Source organism: Undibacterium sp. KW1, assembly GCF_009937955.1.
GTDB lineage: Bacteria > Pseudomonadota > Gammaproteobacteria > Burkholderiales > Burkholderiaceae_D > Undibacterium.
Map to the genome: position 1 here is coordinate 58,537 of NZ_AP018440.1, position 24,986 is coordinate 83,522.

Genomic DNA, 24,986 nt, shown 5'->3' on the forward strand with positions numbered 1-24,986 from the left:
GCAGATTTAAATAGGCTTCTTTCAGAATAATTCCAGCAGTTTTGATCTCTAAGCAAATTAAGGAGTAGCATTTTTTGAAATTTAGATGCCGCTATTTATTCTGTAATTATTTGTCTAATTACTTATATTCGGCATAAAAATTAATAAATATCAAAATAATCAACGGATATGCAAATTATTTTCGATTTCACCTAAACAAATTTCTAAATCTTTGGACTATTACCTCAGAACGAACATCACAGTATGTTTTGCATTTGGAAAAATATTTCGAAATTTAGGAAAAGATATGTCATCGATTGTTACCGGCAGTGGACTTGGTTTGCAAAATACTTCCCTCTCGACTTTGGGTAACCGGGGATCGTCAGGAAATGCTAGGGCAGGGGCGAACAATGACAATGTTTACCTCAATGCTGCCAATGGCAATTTGCTGATTCAGCGCCAGGAGGAGTTTCTGGTGTCGAATGGTATCGATCTATCAATACTGCGCACCTATAACAGCCAGGGACAATTGAATGATGGAGATAATGACGACAACTGGCGCATTGGCGTCTATAAGTCGGTGGCGTTGCAAAGTGGAGTCATTAATACTGCTGGTAGCACGGTTATCCGCATAGACGGCGATGGAAGTAAGCAACTGTACACGTATGATGTCACCAAAAGTCTCTATGTCAGTACTGACGGCGGCGGTGCTTATGACAATTTGACTTTCAAAGGTGACTCTACCTGGGAATGGCGGGATAGCGACACTCTACAAGTTGAGTCCTACAATGACCAGGGTTTGATAACGACTATTGCCGATCCGGTTGGTTATCTAACGAGATTCACTTACAACGCCGACAAATTAATTACGACTATCACGGATGGTACTGGTGACGCCGTCTACATGGACTACGTAGGCAAAAACTTAGTCAGCTTACGCACAAATGCCTACGGCTATGCAGAAAACACGACTAAGTACACCTATGACAATTTGAATCGTTTGACCAAGGTGACGCTTGATCTCGGTACGACGACAAACGGCGTCGCCAATAAATACGAAACTATTTATACCTATGATGGTGATAGCACACGTGTCGCCAGCATTAGCCAGACCGACGGCAGCGTGCAGAGTTTTACGTATGTACAGGTCGGTGATAAGTACAAAATCGCCACAATGACGGATGCCCAGGGCAACGTCACGACCCTTAATTACGATCCGGCTTCTGGTCGCACTGATCTGATTGACCCTCTAGGTTATCTGACCAGCTATTTTTATGACGTAGATGGGCAGCTCACTAAAGTGCAGAGTCCCGCTGTTAATGGTGTTCGTTCTGAAACTCGTTATACCTATGATGACAAGGGCAATGTGACCCAAATCATTGATGGTAATGGCAACATCACCTCAATGACTTATGACGCTAATGGCAATCAGATCGAACGTAAAGATGCATTGGGAAACACCGTCACTCGCGTTTATGATGGCAGGAATCAGTTATTACTCGAGACCGTTGCAACGCCTGGCTCAGGTCCCGCTCCGGCAGCAAGTCGCTATGTCTATGACACAAAAAATCATTTGCGCTTCAGCATTAGTGCGGAAGGCAGAGTCGTTGAGTACCGTTACACATGGCAAGGTTTTGTTGACAGGAAGTATTCCTATGGTACTGCTGCCTATGACGTCAGCAGCCTAAATCAGAGTGCGCCGACAGAAGCAGAAATGGTCGCATGGGCCGCAACTCAAGACTATTCTAAGGCTGGCTTAACTCAATATTATTACGATTATCGTGGGCAGGTACAGACTACAACTACCTTTAAAAACCTCAATAGCGATGGTTCTCCGATTTATTCATATGGTGGCTACGATTACTGGTATAGCTCATACGATCAGCATGGAAAATTGCTGCAAGAGGGCAATCCATCATTATATGGTCGGTACTCGTACTTCACATACGATAGTCTGGGTCGTTTACTGAGCAGTAATAAAATGGGGGCCATTACCCTCAATCAATACGATGATGCCAATCGCACGATAATCACGAAATTGCCGAATGGTCTGGCAACAAGCTCTGTTTATGACACTGCGGGCAATTTGATCAACGTCATTCAAAGTGACTCGACAAGCAATGCCGTCCTTGCGCAAGCCAAAAACTTCTTTGATGCCGATGGCCGTTTGTTAACTGCGCAAGATACACACGGAGTACGTACGCATTATCTTTATGATGCGGTGGGAAGGCAAGTTGGTGAAATTAACGGCTTTGGCAGCTTGACCGAAAAGATCTTTGACGCTACTGGCAATCTGATCAAATCCATTCATTACGCATACATTGTCGACACCAGTTTGCTGGCAGATGTAAATGGAGCACCTTTACACCCTAGCCTGGATCAAATCAGGCCAGCATCATCAAATGAGGACAGGATAATACGTAAAGTATATGACAAGGATAATCGCGAGATTTATTCGGTTGATGAATTAGGTTATGTCACTCAGCAGATGTTCGACAGTAATTCGCATTTGATTGGGAAATTGTCTTATGCCAATGCCATTGATGCGGGGAGTCTGCCTGTTCAGTTGAGTGCAAACGATCTGCATATTCTGACTTCAACTGAAGACAGGCTGACCAGGTATTTCTACGACAATGACGGCAAGCAGACTGCTGTTCTTGATGCAGAGGGCTACCTCACCCAAAATGTCCTTGATACTTTGGGGAGAACTGTTGAGACAATAAAATATGCACGGGCAACAAATACTACGCTGAGAGCAACTGGTAGCCTTGCGCAGCTCTTGCCACAAACGTCAACATCAGATATCAGTAATAAGACCTTTTATAATGCAACGGGACAAATCCTGGCAACTCTCGATGGTGAAAATTACCTGACAGAGTATGGTTATGATATGGACGGTAATAAATCGCAAATGACGCGATATGCAAACAAGGTCAGCAACTACACGCCTGGCAGTACCTTGGATCAATTGCGGCCGCTGACAAATAGTCAGGATAAGGTCGAGCAATATGGATACCGTGCCGATCATCTGCTCATTCAAGAAACAGCTACCCAAAAAAATGCCAAGTTTTATAAATACGATGAATTGGGGCGTTTGGTTTTGTCACAGAATGCTGGTAATTCGACTGGCAATATGGCAGTTCGCTATGATCTTTTGGGTAGAAAAATTGCAGAAATTGTCGGCATTGGGGCGTTATCAATTTCTGATTACGATGCGAAAAGTGGCTACTCCATTTATGACGAAGCGACCTGGCAAAAATACCAGACCACTTATGAATACGATGCCAATGGCTACCTCGCGCGTTCCCGAAATGTAGCTACGGGTGCCACGACTCTGTATTTTTATGACGAGGCTGGTCGCCGCACTCATACCGTCAATAGCTTGGGCGAGGTTGAAACAGTTCGTTATAACAGTTTTGGTGAAGTCATTGCAACGACAAAACTAGCGAATCGCATAGATACTGCAGGATTGGTCGGTGGTAGTAATTCTGCTCTGCAGGCAAAGCTGAGCGGTACAGCAGACCCCTTGCATGACTCACTAAAACAAACTGAATACAATCTGCGCGGACAAATCAAAAACGCCTTTGATGCCATGGGAAACAAAACAGCCTATGTCTACAACGCATTTGGTCAGCTCGCGCGCGAAAATCTCATTGCAGGCAATGTGGTGCTGGAGACTCATGCCTACCAATATGATCATCGTGGTTTTAAAATTGCCGATACTGCAGGTGCTGGCCCGACAGTATCAACTCAATCCACGCAATTTGATGCATTTGGTCGCGTTACGGCAGTGACAGATGGAAACGGCCAAACAGTTACCAATCAATATGACAGAGATGGTCGCTTAATCGTCACGACGGATGGTAACAATGCGCAAAAGACCATGTCTTATGATGCCTTTAGCCGCACACTGGAGGTCAAAGATGCTTTAGGTCATTCAACTATCTACCGCTACAACGATGTTGAGCATAGTATGATTATGACTACGCCTGAAGGCTTGTCAACGAAAACCACCTACAACGGATCTGGACTGGTTTTCATGGTTGACGATCCTGTTGGTAATGCAGAGTATTACACCTACAGAAACGACGGCAGCATAGATTATGCATTGACTGAACATGCTAACAAACTTGTCCGTAATTATTACGACAATGCTGACCGCGTCATACAAACGACGGACAACGCCGGTGTGATCACTCAGTTTACGTATGACACAGAAAACCGTGTCCTGACAAAAATCTTTGATCCGAACGGGCTCAAACTCAAGACCAGTTATACATACGATGCGCAAGGTCGCGTCAGCACTACTACCGATGCTAGCGGAGTCGTTACGCAGAATGAATACGACCTCAATGGAAACATTGCCAAAGTAACTGTCGATCCAACCGGTTTGAATCTGCAGACTGAATACACGCATGATGCTAAGGGCAGGGAACTGACAGTCAAGCGTAGCCAGGGAGGTGTTTTGGCTACCTCCGTAAAATATGTGTATAACGATCAGGGACAGCGCATACAGGAAATCAAAGATCCTGATGGTCTGGCATTAACTACAGCCTATGAGTATGACGGTGTCGGCAATGTTATTCACGTTACCGATGGCAATGGACACGTCACGACGTATTCCTATGACGCAGCGAATCGTTTGCTTAGTACCACGGATGCTCTTGGTAACGTCAGTAGCAATGTTTACGATGGCATAGGCAACAAAATCAGTAGTACGGATGGGCTGGGAAAAACGACCACCTATAAGTACGACAAAGATAGCCGATTGCTTGAGCAAACGAGTCCGCTAGGTGTCGTATTGAAGTACACCTACGACGTCGGTGGTAACCGTATTACGGCAACCGATGGAAATGGGCAGGTTACCAAATACACCTACGACGTTGCGCACCGCGTACAGACAGTAACAGACCCACTGGGCCGTGTCCGTACCAATTTCTGGGATACATATGGACATTTAACAACTGAGAGAGATTGGTCTGGTGGCCTGACAAATCATTCTTATGATGCAGCCGGGCGAATGACTTCAGAGTCTGTTCCCTTTGGCAATCGTATTTATACATATGATGCCTCTGGTAATCGTCTGAGTGCGACGCAGCCAGGTAATCTGACTACCAAGTATACATATGATTCCGCGAACAGACTTACTTCACAGATCGATCCAGAGGGTAATGTCACCCGCTATACCTATGATGCTGTGGGCAATCGACTGACCGAAACCGACGCACGAGGTAATACAAAGAGCTATGCTTACAATGCGGCCAATCTGCTTGTGCAAGAGACGGATCCATTAGGTAATAAAACGCAATATGCTTACGATGCGGCGGGTAATCGCATCAGTGCAACGTTGGCGAATGGCTCAAAAATTCTCTATGGCTATGATGCTGATAGCCAATTGGTCCAGGTTACAGATGCTGTTGGTAATATCACCCGCTATGGCTATGACGCAAATCATAACCGCACAAGCGTGACTGATGGATTGGGTAATATCAAACGCTTCGAGTTTGATGCGGCAAACCGACTGACCGCCGAGATAAATGCTCTTGGCAAGAGCAAGGTCTATGTCTACGATCTGAATGGAAACAGGACCTCGCAGAAGGATGAGAATGGTAATGTCACGCTCTATGAGTATGACAAGGCAAATCGTCTGATCAAAGAAACCAATGCATTAGGGCAGATAAAATCGTTTTCTTACGATGTAATGAATAACCTCATTAGCTCAAGTGAAAATGGGGTAACTGTTCAGCGAGAATACAACTACGATACGCCAGCTCAACTCACTCGGATTTATGACAATACGTCCCTCCGGGAAGGTGATCTGCAATACACGCTGGATGACGCCAGAAACCGAACCTCGGTCTACATAGCCAGAAGAAATTCTCGCATCTCCTACACTTACGATAAAAATGGACGGTTACTGACAGAAAAGGATGAGCTCAATAACGGTGTCGCAAAAACATATTCTTACGATGCCGTCGGCAATCTGATCAAATCTACAGATACCATGGGTCGTGTCACGACCTATACCTATGATGCCCTGAATCACCTGACAAAAGAAACAGATGCACTGGGTTACACCAGACTGTACGCCTACGATGTCATGGGTAACCGTACCAGCATCACGGACGAGAACGGCCATGTGACCCAGTTTGCTTACGATGGCGATAGCCGCCTTGTCAGCCAAACTGATGCACTTGGGAAAGTAACGCAATACAGCTATGATGCCGCAGGTAATCGTACATTAGTCACCGACGCGTTGAACCAGGTCACGAAGTATGACTACGATGCAGAACACAGGCTCATTTCCGTCACCGATGCGCTGGGTAACAAGACCAGCTATACCTATGATAATGTTGGCAATCGCACAGAAATAAAGGATGCCAAGGGCTTTGTCCAAAAAACGACCTATGATGCAGCTAATCGTGTTACCAGCCATATCGATGAACTTGGTGGAATCGAGACATACGCCTATGATGCAGGTGGAAGCCTTGCCTCAGTAATCGATGCAAACGGCGGTACGACCAGTTATACCTACGATACTGGCCACCGTCTGGTCAGCAAAACGGATGCTCTCGGCAAGGTAACAACCTACAGCTACAGGAATTATGGCTATGAACGAGACCAAACCGTAATAAGCACCACTGATGCCAATGGCAATATTGTAGACGATATTGTCAATACCTCTGGCAAGGTGACCATGCATGGTCATGATTATGTATGGGCAAAAAATACATATGATGCTGCTGGCAATAAGATCGCATCCTATGATGAAAAAAATCAAGCCACTACCTATGCCTACGATGACAAAAACCGTTTGACTAGCAAGACGGATGCACTTGGCAATAAAATCAGCTACGAATACGACGGAGTAGGCAATCTCACTAAAATGACAGATGCCAATGGCAAAGTCACCACCTACGTCTACGACGCCAACAACCAGCTCACCAGCACCACTGATGCGCTTGGTAATGTACAAAGCCAGAACTACAATGCCGTAGGCAATATCAGTAGCAAAACTGACGGTAATGGCAATACCACCAGCTATTACTACGATGCTGATAATCGTCTGAACAAAACAGTCGACGCCTTGGGCGTAGCAGAAACCTACACCTATGACAGCGTGGGCAATCGTGCAACGGTCACAGACCGCAATGGCAATACCGTCAGCTACGAGTACAACGGCAAGCATCAACTCAGCAAGCTGACGTCTGCACTTGGTTTTAACGAAAGCTATGCCTATGACAAAGTTGGTAACCTCACCGCAGTCACCAACAAAAACGGCTTTACGACGCTGTATGAATACGATGCCGATAACCGCATCACCAAAAAAACGGATGCACTTGGTTTCACCACCAGCTATACCTACGACAATGTGGGTAACCTGCTCAAGGAAATCAACACCAACGGCATCGTCATTACCAGTAATACTTACGATGACCACAATCGCTTGACCAAGACAGTTGATGCGCTCGGCAATACGACGTCATACACCTACGATAATATTGGCAATCGCCTGACGATGACGAATGCCAACGGTAATCTCACCAGTTATAGCTATGATGCGCTCAATCGCATCAAGGTCGTGACCGATGCATTGTCAAAGACAACGGTCTTTACTTATGATGCTGCTGGCAATCGCACCAAGATCACCGACAAGAATGGCAATGCCACCACTTATACGTATGATGGCCTCAACCGTGTCGTGGCAGAGACTGATGCGCTAAACAACGTTACGTCTTACACCTATGATGCTGCCGGTAACCGCACCTTGCTGACCGACGCAAATGGACACGCTATCACCTACATCTATGATGCTGACAATCGTCTCACGAGTATCAGGGACGCACTGAATCAATCCACAGTCATCGAGTACGATAAAGTTGGCAATAGCAGCAAAGTCATCGATGGCAATGGTCACGCGACCACCTACAGCTATGACGCTGACAATCGACTGGTCAGCGAACAAGACGCGTTGGGTCACATCACCAGCTACGAATACGACAGCATAGGCAATCGCAGCAAAGTCATTGATGCCAATGCTCATGCGACCAGCTACACTTATGATGGCATGAATCGCGTCACCAGTCAGACAGACGCACTGGGCCATGTCACCACTATCGAATATGATGCCTTCGGTAATCGCAGCAAGGTCACGGATGCCAATGGCCATGCAGTCAGCTACACCTATGATGTCAACAACCAACTCCTGACTGAAAAAGATGCACTCGGCAAGATCAGCACGTATACCTATGATGCCATGGGTAACCGCATCACCAGTACCGATGCCAGAGGTAACACCACCAGCTACAGTTACGACAAGCTCAACCGCCTCATCAGTAGCACTGATGCATACGGCAAAATCACCAGCTTCACCTATGATGCCGTCGGTAACCGTATCAGCAGCATTGATGCCAATGGTGTCACTACCAGCTATGCTTATGATCTTGCAAACCACCTCATCAGTGAAACCGATGCCTACAACAAGGTAATCAGCTACGCCTATGACGCCAAGGGCAATCGCGTCAAAGTGACCGACAAAAATGGCCATGCCACATTGTACGTCTATGATGCTGATGACCAGCTCACCAGCCTGACAGATGCAGATGGCAATGTGACTACCTATGCCTACGACGCAATTGGTAAGCTCACAAAACTGACCGACCCTAACGGCCATGTCACAAGCTATACCTACGATGCAGCTAATCGCCTTGCTAGTGAAAAAGATGCGCTGGGCCAAATCACGTCCTATGCCTACGACGCCGTTGGTAACCGCACTACATATACAGACAGAAATGGCCACACCACGACTTATGTCTATGATGCCGATGACCGTCTTGTCAGCGAAACTGACCCTATGGGCTTTGTTACTGCCTATGAGTACGACGCCGTCAATAATCGCAGCAAGGTGACAGACAAAAACGGTCACGCCACGCTTTACACTTACGATGCCAATAACCGCATCAGCTCGGAAACTGATGCGCTCGGCAATGTCACTGCAATCAGCTATGATGCCAACGGTAACCGCAGCACAGTCACTGATGCCAAGGGCAATGTCAGCAGTTTTGCCTATGACAAGCTCAATCGCCTCGTTGCTCAGACGGACACACTTGGCAATGTCACCAGCTACACTTATGATGCAGTCGGTAACCAACTCAGCAGTACGGACGCCAACGCACATGTCCGTACTGCCACCTACGACAAACTCAACCGTATGGTCACCCAGACCGATGCCTTGGGTAAGGTCACCAGTTTTATCTATGACGCTGTAGGTAATCGTATCAGCAGCACCAACGCCAGATTAGCTACCACCACTTACACTTACGATGCCGCCAATCGCCTTATCGCGCAGACAGATGCATTGGGTAAAATCAGCCGTGTAGATTACGATGCAGCCGGTAACCGCGTTAAATTGACCGATGCGAACGGCAATGCGATAACTTACGTCTATGATGCGAACAACCGTGTTGCCAGCGAAACTGATGCTCTAGGCAAGATCACTGCCTATGAATATGATGCCGAAGGTAACCGTACCAAAACCACAGATGCCAACGGCCATGTCACCACCTTCGTCTATGACGCAGATGATCGCCTGGTCAGTGAAACTGACCCTATGGGCTTCGTCACAGCCTATGAGTACGATGCAGTAGGCAAGCGCACCAAGGTGACGGATGCCAATGGTAATGCCACCACTTATGCCTACGATGCCGATAATCGCGTCATCAGTCAGACCAATGCGCTGGGTCACGTTACCACCATAGAATACGATGCTCTGGGTAACCGTAGCAAAGTCACCGATGCCAATGGCCACGCTACCAGCTACACCTATGATGCTGAAAACCGTTTGCTCACTGAGACAGATGCTTTGGGCAATGTCACGAGCTACGCATATGATGCGGTCGGCAATCGTATCAAGCGCACAGATGCGAATTTGCATGCAACCACGTATGCCTATGACGCCAATGACCGCCTGATTAGTGAGACAGATCCTTTCGGCAAAGTCACGTCCTATACTTATGATGCCGTTGGCAACCGTGCCACCATTACCGACAGGAATCTGCATGTCACCAGCTTTGCCTACGACTTGCTGAACCGCGTAAGTAGCGAGACAGATGGTACAGGTGCTACTACCAGCTATGTCTATGACAATGTAGGTAACCGCATCAAGGTGACGGATGGCAATAACCATGCCACTACCTATGTCTATGATGCTGATAACCGCGTCACCAGCATGACTGACGCGCTGAGCAAGGTCACCAGCTATGTCTATGATGCCGTTGGCAACCGGACCAAGGTCACCGACGCCAATTTGCACAGCACTACTTACATCTACGATGCCGATGATCGCCTTGTCAGCGAAACTGATGCGTTGGGCCATATCACCAGTTATGAATACGACAAAGTAGGGACTTTGACCAAGCGCACAGACGCCAATGGTCATGCAACGACTTATGCTTACGATGCCATTTATCGCCTGCTCAGCAAGACTGATCCGCTCGCTCTGGTCACTGCCTTTGCCTACGATGCCGTCGGTAACCGCACCAAAGTAACAGATGCCAATGGTCATGCAACGACCTATACCTACGACGCCGACAATCGCCTGACATCAGAAAAAGATGCGCTAGGCAATATCACAGCCTATGGCTACGACGCCGTTGGCAACTGTACCAAGGTGACAGACGCTAACAATCATGCCACCAACTTTGCCTATGATGCAGAAAACCGACTCATCAGCCAGACCGATGCATTAGGCAAAATCACGACCTATGCCTACAATGATGGTGGCAACCGTATCAAGATGACCGACGCCAACGGCCACAGCACCAGCTATACCTATGATGGTGTCAATCGTCTTGCCAGTGTCACCGATGCCTTGGGTAACAGTAGCTACCTCACTTATGACGGTATAGGTTTGCTGATCAGCCGTAATGAAGGAATAGGGCACGTCACCGGTTTCACCTATGATGCCGCCAACCACCTGATTAAGCAGACAGATGGCCTGGGTAATTTCAAGACCTTCGACTACGATGCTGTTGGTAACCGTACCAAAATGACCGATGCCAACGGCAATGTCACTACCTACGTCTATGATGCCGACAACCGCCTCAGCAGTCAGACAGATGCCCTGGGTGACATTACCGGTTACATTTATGATGCCGTTGGCAATCGCGCCAAGTTCACCGATGCCAATGGCCATGCCACGACCTACGTATTTGATGCTGACGACAGACTCATCAGTGAAACCGATGCACTGGGGCAGGTCACAGCTTATGAATACGATGGCGTAGGCAAACTCACTAAACGCACAGACGCCAACGGACATGCCACGACCTACGTCTATGACGCAGTCAACCGCCTGTTGAGTGAAACTGATCCCATGGGTTTCGTGACATCTTACGTCTATGATGCGGTAGGTAAACTCACCAAACGCACCGACGCCAATGGCCATGAAACCAGCTTTACCTATGATGCCGATAATCGCCTGGTGACAGAAAAAGACGCGCTGGGTAATATCACCAGCTACGACTACGACGCCGTTGGTAACCGCATCACCATGACAGATGCCAACCTGCACGTCACGACATATACTTATGATGCAGATAACCGCCTGAGTACTGCAAAAGATGCCCTGGGCAATGTCACCAGTTATGCCTATGACGAAGTAGGCAATCGCGTCAAGGTCACCGACGCAAATGGACACGCAGTCAAATTTTCCTTTGATAAAGCCAACCAGCTCATCAGCGAAACTGATGGCGTTGGCGCTGTAACATCCTATGCTTATGATAAGCAAGGCAACCTCATCACCAAAACCGATGCCCGTGGCGCTGTCACGACATTTGGATATGATGCTGCCAACCGCATGGTCAACCAGCAAGATGCTCTGGGCAAAATCACGACATTTGAATACGATGCCGTCGGCAAACGCACAAAGGCCATAGACGCCAATGGCCATGCCACAACCTATGCCTATGACGCCGATAATCGTCTTGTCAGCGAAACGGATGCGCTGGGTAAAATCACCAGCTACGCCTATGATGCAGTTGGCAACCGCACTAAAGCGACAGATGCCAATGGTCACTCCACAACCTATATCTATGACGCTGATGACCGCCTCACCAGTGAAACAGATCCGCTGGGCTATGTTACTGCCTATGAATATGATTCAGTCGGCAAACGTACCAAGCGCACTGATGCTCATGGCAATGTCACCATTTTTGCGTATGATGCCGATGACCGTCTGGTCAGCCAGACCGATGCGCTGGGCAATGTCACCACCATAGAATACGATGCAGTTGGCAACCGCAGTAAAGTCACTGACGCCAATGGCCACGCTACCAGCTATGGCTACAACGCCGCCAACCGCCTGGTCACGCAAACAGATGCACTCGGCAATGTCACTTCCTATGGCTATGACGCAGCCGGTAACCGCATCACCGTAACTGACCCCAATCTCAATGTCACCACCTTCAGCTACGACGCAGACAATCGTCTTGCAGGTGAAAAAGATGCCTACGGTAATACCATCGTCTATAACTATGATGCTGTCGGTAACCGCAGCAAAGTCACAGACAGGAACAATAACGTCACCATCTATGGCTACGACTTACTCAATCGTCTCACAAAAGTCACCAATGCCCTTGGTGAAATAAGCACCTATGCCTATGATGATGTAGGTAATCGCATCAAGGCTACCGATGCCAATGGTGGCATCACAAGCTACAGCTACGACGCTAATAACCGCCTACTCACACAGACGGATGCGCTCGGCAATGTCAGTACTCTTGAATACGATGCAGTCGGCAATCGTAGCAAAATCACTGACGCCAATGGTCATTTCACTATCTACGTCTATGATGCTGACGACCGCCTGGTCAGTGATACAGACCCGTTGGGTCATGTCACTTCTTATGAATACAACAAAGTAGGCAAGCTGACCAAGCGCACTGATGCCAATGGCCATGTCACCACTTACAAGTATGACGACATCTACCGTCTCACCAGTGAAACAGACCCAATGGGTTTCATCACGGTCTACGCCTATGATGCCGTCGGTAATCGCACCAAAATCACGGATAAAAACGGCAATGCCCTTACTTACACCTATGACGCAGTCAACCGTGTCCTCAGTGAAAAAGATGCACTGAACAAGCTGACCTCTTATGCCTATGATGCTGCTGGCAACAGGACTGCACTCACAGATAAAAATGGTCACACCACCACTTGGGGCTTTGATGCCGATAACCGCATCATCAGCGAAACCGACGCTCTTGGTAAAGTCACCAGTATTGAATACGACGCTGTCGGCAACCGCGTCAAAGTTACTGACCCTAATCTGAATGTCACCAAATATGCCTATGATGCACTCAACCGTCTGGCAATAGAGACTGACGCATTAGGTAAATTCACAACTTATAATTACGATGCCGTCGGCAATCGCAGCAAGATCACCGACAAGAATGGTCATGAAACTACTTTCATCTACGATCTCGCCAACCGCCTGACAGGTCAGGTCGATGGCGTCGGCCAGCTCACCAGCTATGCCTACGATGCTGTTGGTAACCGTATCAAGACCACAGATGCCAACAAGCATGCCACCATTTTTGCATACGATGCTAATGACCGCCTCATCAGTCAGACAGATGCACTCGGTCAAGTCACCAGCCTGGAGTACGATGCCGTCGGCAATCGCACTAAATTTATTGATGGCAATGGCCATGCCACCAGCTATGCTTATGATGCAGATGACCGCCTCATCAGCCAGACTGATGCACTCGGCAATATCACCTCGTATGAGCTTGATGCCGAAGGCCACCGTATCAAACTGACAGACGCCAATGGCCATGCCACCAGCTACGTGTACGATGCTATTTATCGCCTGACCAGCGAAAAAGATGCATTGAACCACATCACCGCCTACGAATACGATGCCGTCGGCAACCGCAGCAAGATCACTGATGCAAACGGTCACGCCACCAGCTTCACCTATGATGCCGTTGACCGCCTCGTCAGCCGTACAGATGCACTGGGCAAGACCGCAGGCTACACCTACGATGCCGCAGGCAACCGCGTCAGCACGACAGATGAAAACGGCCATACCGTCAGTTACGCTTACGACAAGGTCAATCGTCTCATTACCCAGACAGATGCGCTGGGTTATGTAGTCGCATTTGAATACGATGCCGTAGGTAACCGCAGCAAGATGACAGACCAGAACGGTAATGTCACCAAATACGGCTACGATAGTAATAACCGCCTGTTCACAGTCACCGATGCCCTCAGTGGCATGACCCAATACAGCTATGATGCCGTAGGTAACCGCATTAAAGTCACCGACGCCAATCAGCACAGCAATTATTTCCAGTACGATGCCGTCAATCAACTGGTTGCCAGTGTCGATGCCGAGGGTTATGTTGTCAGCCGTCACTATGACCAGGCAGGCAACCTCGCATCGCTAACACATTTCGCCAACAAGTTTGCAGTTGCCAACTGGGATGGCAAAACGGTCATCAGCGTTACCGGCAATGCAGCCCTGGATCAGTCCGAGGGCTATGCCTATGACGCCGTCAACCGCCAGATTCAACACACCGATGGTGAGGGCCATACCAGCAGCCAAAGCTATGATGCAGTAGGTAATGTCCTCAGTGTCACCGACGCAAATGGTCACGCCACTACAATGGCTTATGATGCCGTCAATCGCATGACGACTCAAACCAATGCCGTCGGTGCCACTAATACACTGGAATACGATGCAGTCGGCAACCGCAGCAAAGTCACTGATGCTTTAGGCAATGCCACCGGCTATGCCTACGATGCCAATAACCGCATGATCAGCTCTACGGCAGCCAACGGCATCATTACCGCCTTTGCCTACGACGGCATAGGCACCATGATCAGCCGTACCGAGGCCTCAGGCAGTAGCAAAGCGGCCAAAACCAGTTGGGCTTACAATGCCGCCAACCAGAAAGTCAGCGAGACTGATGCCATGGGCGGCGTCACCACCTATGTCAATGACAAAGTTGGCAATCTCATCACCAAGACAGATGCACTTGGTAATAGTATCGTATACGACTATGACGCTAAAAACCGTCTGATCAAACAGACAGATGCACTTGAATTTGTCACCCAATATACCTACGACGCCAAAGACAATCTGCTCAGCACGACAGATGCGCGTCATGGCGTCGCAAGCAATAGCTACGATGCGAATGACAGACTGATCAGTGCAACTGACCGCAATAGCAATGCCACTACCCATGCTTACGACCAAAGCGGCAATGAAGTGCGTCAAAGCCGTGGCGGATTCACCGTTGAATACCGCTACAACCGCGCTGGCCAACGCACCGGCTTGACCGACGGTAATGGCTATGCCACAAACTTCGTTCTGGATGCCGTTGGCAATGTCTTGCAAAGCAGCCAGCAGATAGACAAGAATGGCAAATACGCCACCACTACCTACACCTACGATGCAGTCAATCGCCGTGCATCAGAAAAGTCTGCTGAAGGTTACCTGACCACCTTCGCTTACGATCTGGTCAATAATCTCACCAGCAAAACCGGCCATACCAGTATTGCCGCCGGTGGGGCAGGGGATGTCGCTTACACCCAAAGCTACCGCTACGACACCGTCTATCAGATGACCGGCATGACCGACATCAACGGCGCCATCAGCAGCTTTGGCTATGACGAACTTGGTAACCGCGTCAGCGTCGGCCAATTCATCGGTACCGCGCAAGAGCGTCATTCCAGCAGCAGCTATGACTTGCTGAACCGTAAAGTCACTGATATCGATGTGCTCGGCAAAGTCACCAGCTATCAATACGACGCTGTTGACAACCTGCTCGTTACAACCGATGGTGACCGCGTCACCACCAATGTCTATGATGCTGTCCACAATCTGGTTAAATCGACTAACCCACTGGGTCACATCAGCCTGTTTGAATACGACGCCAATGGCAACAAGATCAGGCAAACCGTTGCTGCAGGCTTGGCAGAAGAGCAGAAATTCATCTACTCCTACGATGCAGAAAACCAGCTCGTCCTCAGCACCAACCTGACCATAGGCAACCGCAAGACAGCCATTGCCTATGATGCGCTGGGTAACCGTATCAGCATTGCCGAGGTCAATGGCAGCACTATCAGTGAACAGACCTTCCACTATGATGCCAATCATAACGTCGATAGCAGTACCGACAATGCCCACGTCAAGACCACTTATGTCTATGATGGTGCCGGCAACCTCATCAGCAGCACCGAAGCAAAAGGCACGGCAGGCAAAGAACGTACCACCAGCTACAGCTATAACCTCGACAAGCAACTCACCAGCATTACTGACCCCATGGGCTTCAGCACCAGCTTTGTCGTTGATGGCCGTGGCAACCGAGTACAGATTCGCGATGCCGAAGGTCACCTGACGCAGCAGACATTCGACATCAGCAATCACCTGCTGACAGTGCAAACAGAAACTGCCAAGTTCACCAGCAACAACTACAATATTGCCGGCAACCTGGTCAGTACAACTACAGGCAAGGCAGATGGCAGCGACGCCCGCACGGTAAGCTATGGCTATGACAAAAAAGACCGTGTCATTTCCACGATAGATGGCGAAGGCTATCAGACCGTCATCGGCTATGACCTGTTCGACAACAAGCTCAGCATCACAGGCGGCAACTTTGTTGCTACTCCGGCAGCGCCTGCAAATGCCCCAACTCCGGCGCCTGTTCCAGCACTCAGCGATGCCGACAAATCAGCGCTGTCCAAACCATCTACCCATACAGCTGTGTATGACAAGCTCAACCGTCTCATCAGCAGCACAGATGGTGAGGGCAATGTCACCACCTATGGCTATGACGCCCGTGGCAACCGCACCAGCGTTACCGAAGCCAGCAATACACGTCCCGCCACTACGACCTATACCTATGACGGTGCTGACCGCGTCATCAAGATCGTCAGCCCAGAAGGTGCAGAAACCATCTACACCTATGGCGAACAACACACCACCAAGCCAGCGAGTGAAACACGCAAGAACCGCACTGGCCCGGCAGTCACTACTACCTATGATTACGATGCCAATGGCCGATTGATACAGCAAACTATTGCTGGTGTCAGCCTCATCAAGCACGAGTTTGATGTGCTCGGCAATGAAATCAGCACCACCAATGGTACACAAACCATCAAGCATGAATACGATGTCGATGGCAGGGAAATCGCCAGCATAGACAATGCTGGCAAACGCACTGAATATACCTACGACAAAAACGGTAACCGCAACAGTGTCAAAGACGTTAAAGGCAACACCAGCTACTTCTGGTATGACGCCGATAAACGCATGGTCGCCAGCCTTGATGCCGAAGGCTACCTGACCAGTTACCAGTACGACACAGCGAATAACCGTACCGGCATGACCCAGTACGCCGCCCGCTACACTGGTGGCATCAATCTTGGCCAGGTGCCGCAGGCTGCCCAGCAAGCCATGGACCGCAGCGTTGTTATTGAATACGATAAAAACAACCACGTCATCGCCCAGACCACTGCAGACCATGTCCGCAGCGAGTTCGTCAATGACGGCGCAGGTAACAAGGTACTTGATAAAAACTTTGTCGATACCGCCGTCAAGCGCAACACCAGCTACAGCTATGACAATAATGGCCGCCTGCTGAGCAAGACCACAGCAGACGGCGTGACCGCTTCCTACACCTATGATGGGGCAGGGCGCGTCATCACAGAGCAACTCCAGAAAGCAGGCGAAGTCATCAAGCTCAGCCGCAATGCCTATGATCTTGATGGCCACCTCGTCAGCACCACGCTCGACCCTAGTGGCATAGCCATCACCCAGACCCAGAAAGTCGATGATCTTGGCAATGTCCTGGAAAGTCGTGACGGCGAAGGCCGCCTGACCACCATGCAATATGACGCCATGGGCAGGCTAAAGCAAGTCAAGGATGCATCCGGCACAATCTTGCAGTCCTTTGACTACGACATCAACGGCAACGTCACCAGTGAATACGGCAAGGACGGTCACAAGACCTATACCTATGATGCCAATAACCATCGCACCAGTGTCACTTACGACAGCGTAGGCAAGTTTGAACTTGAAAGCGGTTACGGCACCAGCAATGGCCTGACCACCATGCAATACGATGCCGTGGGCAATGTCATCCAGGTCACCAATGCGGCTGGCTTTAAAACCACCAATTACTATGACCGCGACAATCGCCTGATTGCCCAGCTTGATACCGACAATGTCCTGCATGAGTTTGACTATGACGCCTTTGGCGACAAAATCGGCGAACGCATGTACATGACACGCCTGGACAAGTCAGCACAAGACCCGGCAGCTCGCCCGGTCGCACCGGCAGGCGAAATGCGCCTCTATGGTTTTGAGTTTGACCAGATGGGCAGACAGGTGCGCAAGCTCTACCCGCAAGTCATCATCACCCATCTGGGCAATAGCGCCACCAGCAACCCCACGGCCAGCCAGAACCTGGAAAGGCCAGAAGAAACAGCACGTTATGACGCCGCAGGCAATGTCATTGAATCCGTCGCCGTCAATGGCAGCCATACCTATGGCTATTACGACGCCGTTGGCCGCCTCATCGCCCAGGTGGATGCCCTTGGTTATCTGACCCGCTTTGACTATGACAAGAGCGGTAACCTGCTGCAAAAACGCATGTATACCGCAGCAATTGACCTCAGCAAGTTTGACCCGGCCAAGATACCTGTGGCAGTGGGTGGCAAGGTCGCCATCAGCAACTATGTCTATGATGCAGCCAACCGTCTGGTAGAACAACGTTCACCAGCCAGCCTGCTGATGGACCAGGACAGCCATACAGAAACCAGTGACATCACCATCACCCGCTACCGTTACGACAAGAGCGGCAACCTGGTGCAAAAAACCGTTGGTGCTGGCAGCAGCGTAGAGCAGAGTGAATACAATTACTATGACAGCCGCAACCGCCGCATCGCCAGCGTCAGCCTGGGCCGCGCGCTGACACTGTATAGCTACGACGACCAAAACCGTCTGCAAGCCAAGCTCAGCTACGTCACAGCCATACCACGCAGCGCAGACCTGGCCAGTGTTGCAGCTAACACCACTGCATTGCTGGCACTCGTCGCCTCCAACCCTGGCGACAAGGCTACCCGTTATACCTATGACGCGCGTGGTCAGGTTACTAGCGAGGCAGAAGCAATCAACCAGGCCAGTGCTTCTGTCAAAGACGCAGAGAGCTTTAATATCGTCTTCACCAGCGCCTATACCAAGAACTATCAGTACGATGCCATGGGCAACCGTACTCTGCTTGACGACAATGGCCATGTAACCCGCTCACAATATGATGCCGCCAATCGCGTCACCCATATCGTCGGCCCTGACGGCACAGGCTCGCGCCAGGCCTATGATGCCGCTGGCAATGTCACCCATAGTGTCACTGGTGAGCGCGCCAGCGAAGCCATTGCCGCCACCAATGTCCACGCCAGCCTCAGCGATGCCTTGAGTACCACCCTCAATATCAGCTACCACCTGAGCGATTTGCGCATCCCATCCTACGTCGTGTGGGACAGCGTTTCGCACGCCACGCTGGATGGCTATACCGGCAAGTCCGGGCTCACCGTCAATGGCACTTCGCAAGATGGCTACAGCAGCGTTCCACGCCCAGCCTATAACAGCACCACCTACTACCGTGTGGTCACACAAGACAAGGCAGGCAATCTCGCCTATAGCGAAGAAATCAAGCTGGAAATGCCGCCAGAAGTACAAGACGTCAAGGCCAGTGTCGATCTGTATGGCCAGGTTCACGTCAAGGCACGCTTTGGTCCCGGCATCAATACCCCAACCCTGATCTACGGCCCGCACGGTGCAACCAATACCGGCGTGACCATGAACGCCACAGGCGACGGTTATTACGAAGGCATACTGCCAGCAGGGCTGGACCCCAATACCCTGGCATTCCGCCTCGGTTGGGCCAATGCCAACGGCGTCGCCTTTGCCAGTACCGAACAAAGCTTTGAAGCCCCGGCCAAACGCCAGGGCAGCGTCAACACGCTCTCAGAAGTCGTCACCGACAAAGGCCTGCTGCTCAAGTTCGACAGCCAGATGCAACCGCTGGGTGCCACCAACATCAGTTTGTTGACAGCCAAATGGCGCGTCTATAAAAAAGGCGTCAATACCGACCCGTTTGCCTCTACCGGCAATACCCTCGACAATGGCCAGTACCACCTCGTATTAGGTGACACCAAGGCCATGAACGCCGGTGTTGAATATGAAATCGTGATCGAAGGCGTCGATAAAGACGGCAAAGAAGTCATCGTCGATCACATGATCTACAAAATGACAGGCAACACCGCCAATACCACTGTGTACAACACCGTTGCCTGGTCAGCCCCACCAGATGGCGATTCACAAGTCATCATCGTCAAAGGCCAGCCAGTACCAACAGAACGCATCAAAGGCAGTGCCCCCGTCGCCAACGACCCGGGCAACCCAGGTGTAGATGACCGCGTCATCGCCCACCTGCCGCTGGCCGTCAACAGCAGCAGTGTAGGCATCTACTACACCAACCACAACGAAGACCAGAACCAGACCGGTATCAGCAGCAGCAAATGGATGGAATGGGTTCCCAACTTCGTCAATGGCGAAGACAAAGGCTACTTCGTCCACAAAGGCTACGACCTCAACCTCTACACCATCCTGCCGCCTAGCGACAGCAGCCGCATGGCCACAGGTTTGCATTTCTCCTGGAACGATGCCGCCACCGGTGGCCTTACCTTTGCCAACGACATCGTCATGGAACAATATGGCGGTGGTTACAAAGGCCTCATAGAACACATCCCATTACCAGCCAAAGCCATCAACTACAAAGTCTGGTACCGAGATGCGCTCGGCCATGAAGTCATCGTCGATTGGTACAAGGCCAACACCAACCTCACCAGCAACCACCAGGCCAATAGCGAAACCGTGCTCGCAGTAGAGACAGGTGCCGCCATCACCGGCCTCGTCATGAGCAATGGCCGTTTCAATGGCGGCAGCCTCAACGTGCGCCCAGCGGCAGAATTCATGGACACCATGGTCGTCGCCACCAGCGCCACCGGCCAGGGCAGCGGCAAACAAGATATCGTCCCCGGTGTTGCCGGTTACTACCGCGATAACCGCTACAACGCCATGAACGCCTTGGTCGGCAGCAGCAGCGACGACCACGTCTGGCGCAACTTTGGTGTCGATGCCGACGGCCATGCCGTAGAAACCGACGTCACCGTCACAGAAGGTGGCAATGCCGTCTCCACCAGCTACGCCCACTACGATGCACTTGGCCGCCAGGACGCCAGCTACAGCGACGTCTTCACCGCCACCACCATCGTCGGCGGTAGCCCCGTTCAGACCACCCAGCGCAGCGTCACCCGCCAAGGCTACGACTACGCAGGCAACGTCAACAGCCAGACCGATGCCACAGGCAACACCAGCACTGCAACATACGACGAAGCAGGCCGCCTCGCCAGCCAGACCGACGCCTTGGGTCACACCAAGACCTTCCACTACGACGCCCAGAACCGCCTGGTTGCCACCACCGATGAAAACGGCCACACCAGCTACCGTCACTACGACCAAAGTGGTCAGGTCGATAAAACTACCGACGGCACTGGCCTCAGCCAGCAATACCAGCACGACGCCTTTGGCCGCACCATCCGCCAGATCGATGGCAATGCCAACACCACCGACCTGCGTTACGACCAGCGTGACCATGTCCTGCAACAAGGCGATACCGTCTTCGAACTCGACACCTGGGGCCAGCGCATCGCCCAGCATGATGTAGGCGACGCCACCGCCGCCAACGGCCACCGCCGTCGAACCACCTATGACGAATATGGCCGCGTCACCAGCGTCACAGAATGGAAACAACTCAAAGACCAGGCACTGCCACAAGCAGTCACTACCTACCGCAGCTATGACACCTACGGCAACCTCAAAGCAGAGGTCGATGGTAACGGCAAAGGCACCACCTACGAGTACGACGGTTTTGCCCGCCTGATCCGCCGTACAGACCAGGCAGGGCATACCACCGTCTATACCTACGACGAACAAGGCCGCCAGATCAAACAGACAGGTAGCGAAGGCCAGAACATAGAAAAACGCTATGACAACGCCGGTCACCTCATCCAGGTCACCGACTACGCCACCGGTACGCAAACTGACTACGGCTACAACCTCAACGGCCAGCGGACCCAGGAAAAAGTCCACAGCCAGCGCGACGCCCAGGGCCAGGCCCATGACCGCGATGTGCGCAACGACTACGACGCCCTAGGCCGCCTCACCGGCTGGAGCGACGTCATCAACGGCGTCACAGAAAGCATGCAATACGACGCCGTTGGCAACCGCACCCGCGTCTATGGCAGCGGTGGTGGTGCCAGCGCCGACCACATCAGCGTCTATGATGCTGCCGACCGCCTCACCAGCACCATCACCGCCGATGGCGAAGTCAGCCTCACCTATGACGCTGCGGGCAACCGCAAGACCAGCACCGTAGGCGGCGTCACCACCACCTACGGCTACGACAACCACAACCGCGTCATCGGTGCCAGCAGCACCGATGGCACCAGCCAGCAATGGGACTACGACAACGCAGGCAACATCACCATGCATGGTGAATTCAAAAACGGCCAGGTCGTCAAACTCACCCGCAGCCGCTACGACCAGACCGGCCAGGTCCTTTGGACCCGCGTTGATGAAAACACCGGCACCCCCAAAGCCAGCATGCAAGAAACCGCCAATCAATACGACGCCGCAGGCCACCTGTTAGCCAGCAGCCTCCACATGATTGACGACAAGGTCAACAAAACCTACCAGTACCTGCACGATATCGACGCCACCGGACAAGAAAACCGCATCCGCGCCTATGGCGACGCCAACGGCAGCAGCATCATGGTCTATAACGCCGACCACCAGCTCGTCATCGTCAACCAGGGCAAAGGCGATGGCAAAGACCGCCAAGAACTTACCAGTTACATCTATAACGCCGACAACCAGATCATCAGCAAAATCCACGATGACGGCAAACACGGTGTAGAGCGGATGGAATACCACTACACCAACGGCAACATCCAGGCCCAGACCGGGACAGATGCCGAAGGCAAAAACCAGAGCAAGATCGACACCGGCAACTACGCCCTGTTCCAGATGCTTGACGACGCCCACCCCGGTGCCGTCAGCCACTACACCATCAGGACAGGCGACACCCTGCAAGGCATCGCCAGCGCCGTGTATGGCACCAGCAGCTTGTGGTACCTCATTGCGGATGCCAATGGATTAACTGCCGACAGCAGCCTCGTCGATGGCAGCGTTATTACCATCCCCAATACTGCACAGACGGGGCGCATCGACAGCAACCGCTTCAAGGTTTATAACGCCAGTGAGATTGAGGGTAGCAAGATGCCTAACCTGGCGGCGCCAGGGCAGGGGAATTGCGCGACAGTCACCAAAATCATCATGATTGTCGTCGCCGTTGTTGTGGCAGCCTATTCAGCCGGAACAATGGCAGGAGTCGCAGGCAACTTCATGCAGGTTCTGGCAGGAGGGGCCAGCGTCTTGACAGGTGGCGTGGTTGGCGCAAGCAGTGTTGCAGCGTCAGTCGCTGGAGGCGTTGGGCTGACAGCAGTCACCACTGTTGGCTCTCTCGGTGCAGTCCTGACCACCGCAGGCACCGCTTTCGTTGCCGGAGCCGCAGGCTCAGTGGCCAGCCAGCTCGTAGGTAGAGCCATCAATCCCGATATGGAGTTTAGCTGGAAGCAGGTTGGCTTGGCAGGGCTTGCAGCAGGCATCACCGCAGGTGTGGGTGGTGTATTAGGTCCTGTTTCCAACACAGACGCATTCGCACGCGCCGCCAACGTTGCGGGCCGCACCATGGCTGGTAATGCAATTACCCAAAAAATTGCAGTTGTAGCCCACTGGCAACAAGAGTTCGACTGGAAAGGTGTGGCAGCCGCAGGTATAGGTAGCGTAGCCAGTTCTGCTGCCAATGGCATCATGGGCGACAAACTCTTTAACAGCACCTTCACTGACTGGGGTGGCAAACTTGCCCGCGCCACCATCAGCAGCATCGCCTCTGGTGTCGCTGCCAATGCTTACCAGAATGGCCGTGTCGATCTGACCCAGATCGTCTTGAATTCCTTTGCCAGTTCGCTGGGCAATGGGATTGTGGAGACGGGGATGGAGGAATTGCGCAAGAAAGATGAGGCAGAACAAAGAGAACTTCAACTTCAACACGATGAAGACATGCGCGATGCCGCGATGGCCCAAGCGTTGGGGCAGACTGCGTTGACGAATCAGAGCAAAAATACATCGCCAAATAAGGGGTACATAAATAATACAGTTTTGGAGAAGCCCTCTGAAAACAGCGGCTATAGCGGGCCAAGTATTGATAGTTTATTGAACTCAATGCCTGACATTGACGTGGCTGGTGGTGGTAGTGTCAGTATCAAAGTTAATAAATCAATCTCGTATAGTAGTGTCGATATGTTCAATGACACTGTACGCGAAGCTAAACGCGGGCCACTGGGTAGCGATGGCATATCGATTGATGAATTGGAAAAAATACTGCCTAAGCGAGGTGATGTAGCAATACTTCCTGGTAATCGAGTTCTATTTTCAGATGGCCACATGAAAATAAACAGGAGCATAGGTTATTCTAACGAAGAGAATCTTAGCACCAATGACTTACCCTTTAACGGGAAAATGGGCACTATCATCTTTGTCGACACAAACGCCAAAAAAACTTTCGATGGTCCTGTGGTTGAGCATAACGAAAATTTGCGAACCGTTCCTTCAAAAATACCAGATGCGGATACTTCACTAAGAAGGGGGCAGGAGTCGAGAACATTGAATATTCTGCCAAAGAGGAACTTGATAATGGAGACACGCGCTACCATTACCTTGAATCTGTCGTACAAGTGCATAAAGACGGAGGGTATTCATCCCAAAATGTGCCATTGAGTACCGAGATTCCATTGCGTGAGGGCGCATACGA

General features: G+C 50.9%; 1 protein-coding gene. It reads left to right on the top strand.

Features of this window, described 5'->3' with window-relative positions:
• The first annotated feature begins 286 nt into the window (after positions 1–286).
• Complete coding sequence (locus UNDKW_RS29740; RefSeq protein WP_162062193.1) at positions 287–24,952, top strand: LysM peptidoglycan-binding domain-containing protein; 24,666 nt, start codon at positions 287–289, stop codon at positions 24,950–24,952.
• The last annotated feature ends 34 nt before the right edge of the window (positions 24,953–24,986 follow it).

Coding starts and splice junctions, on each gene's coding strand:
- UNDKW_RS29740 (WP_162062193.1), top strand. CDS start 287: ATGTCATCGATTGTTACCGGCAGTGGACTTGGTTTGCAAAATACTTCC.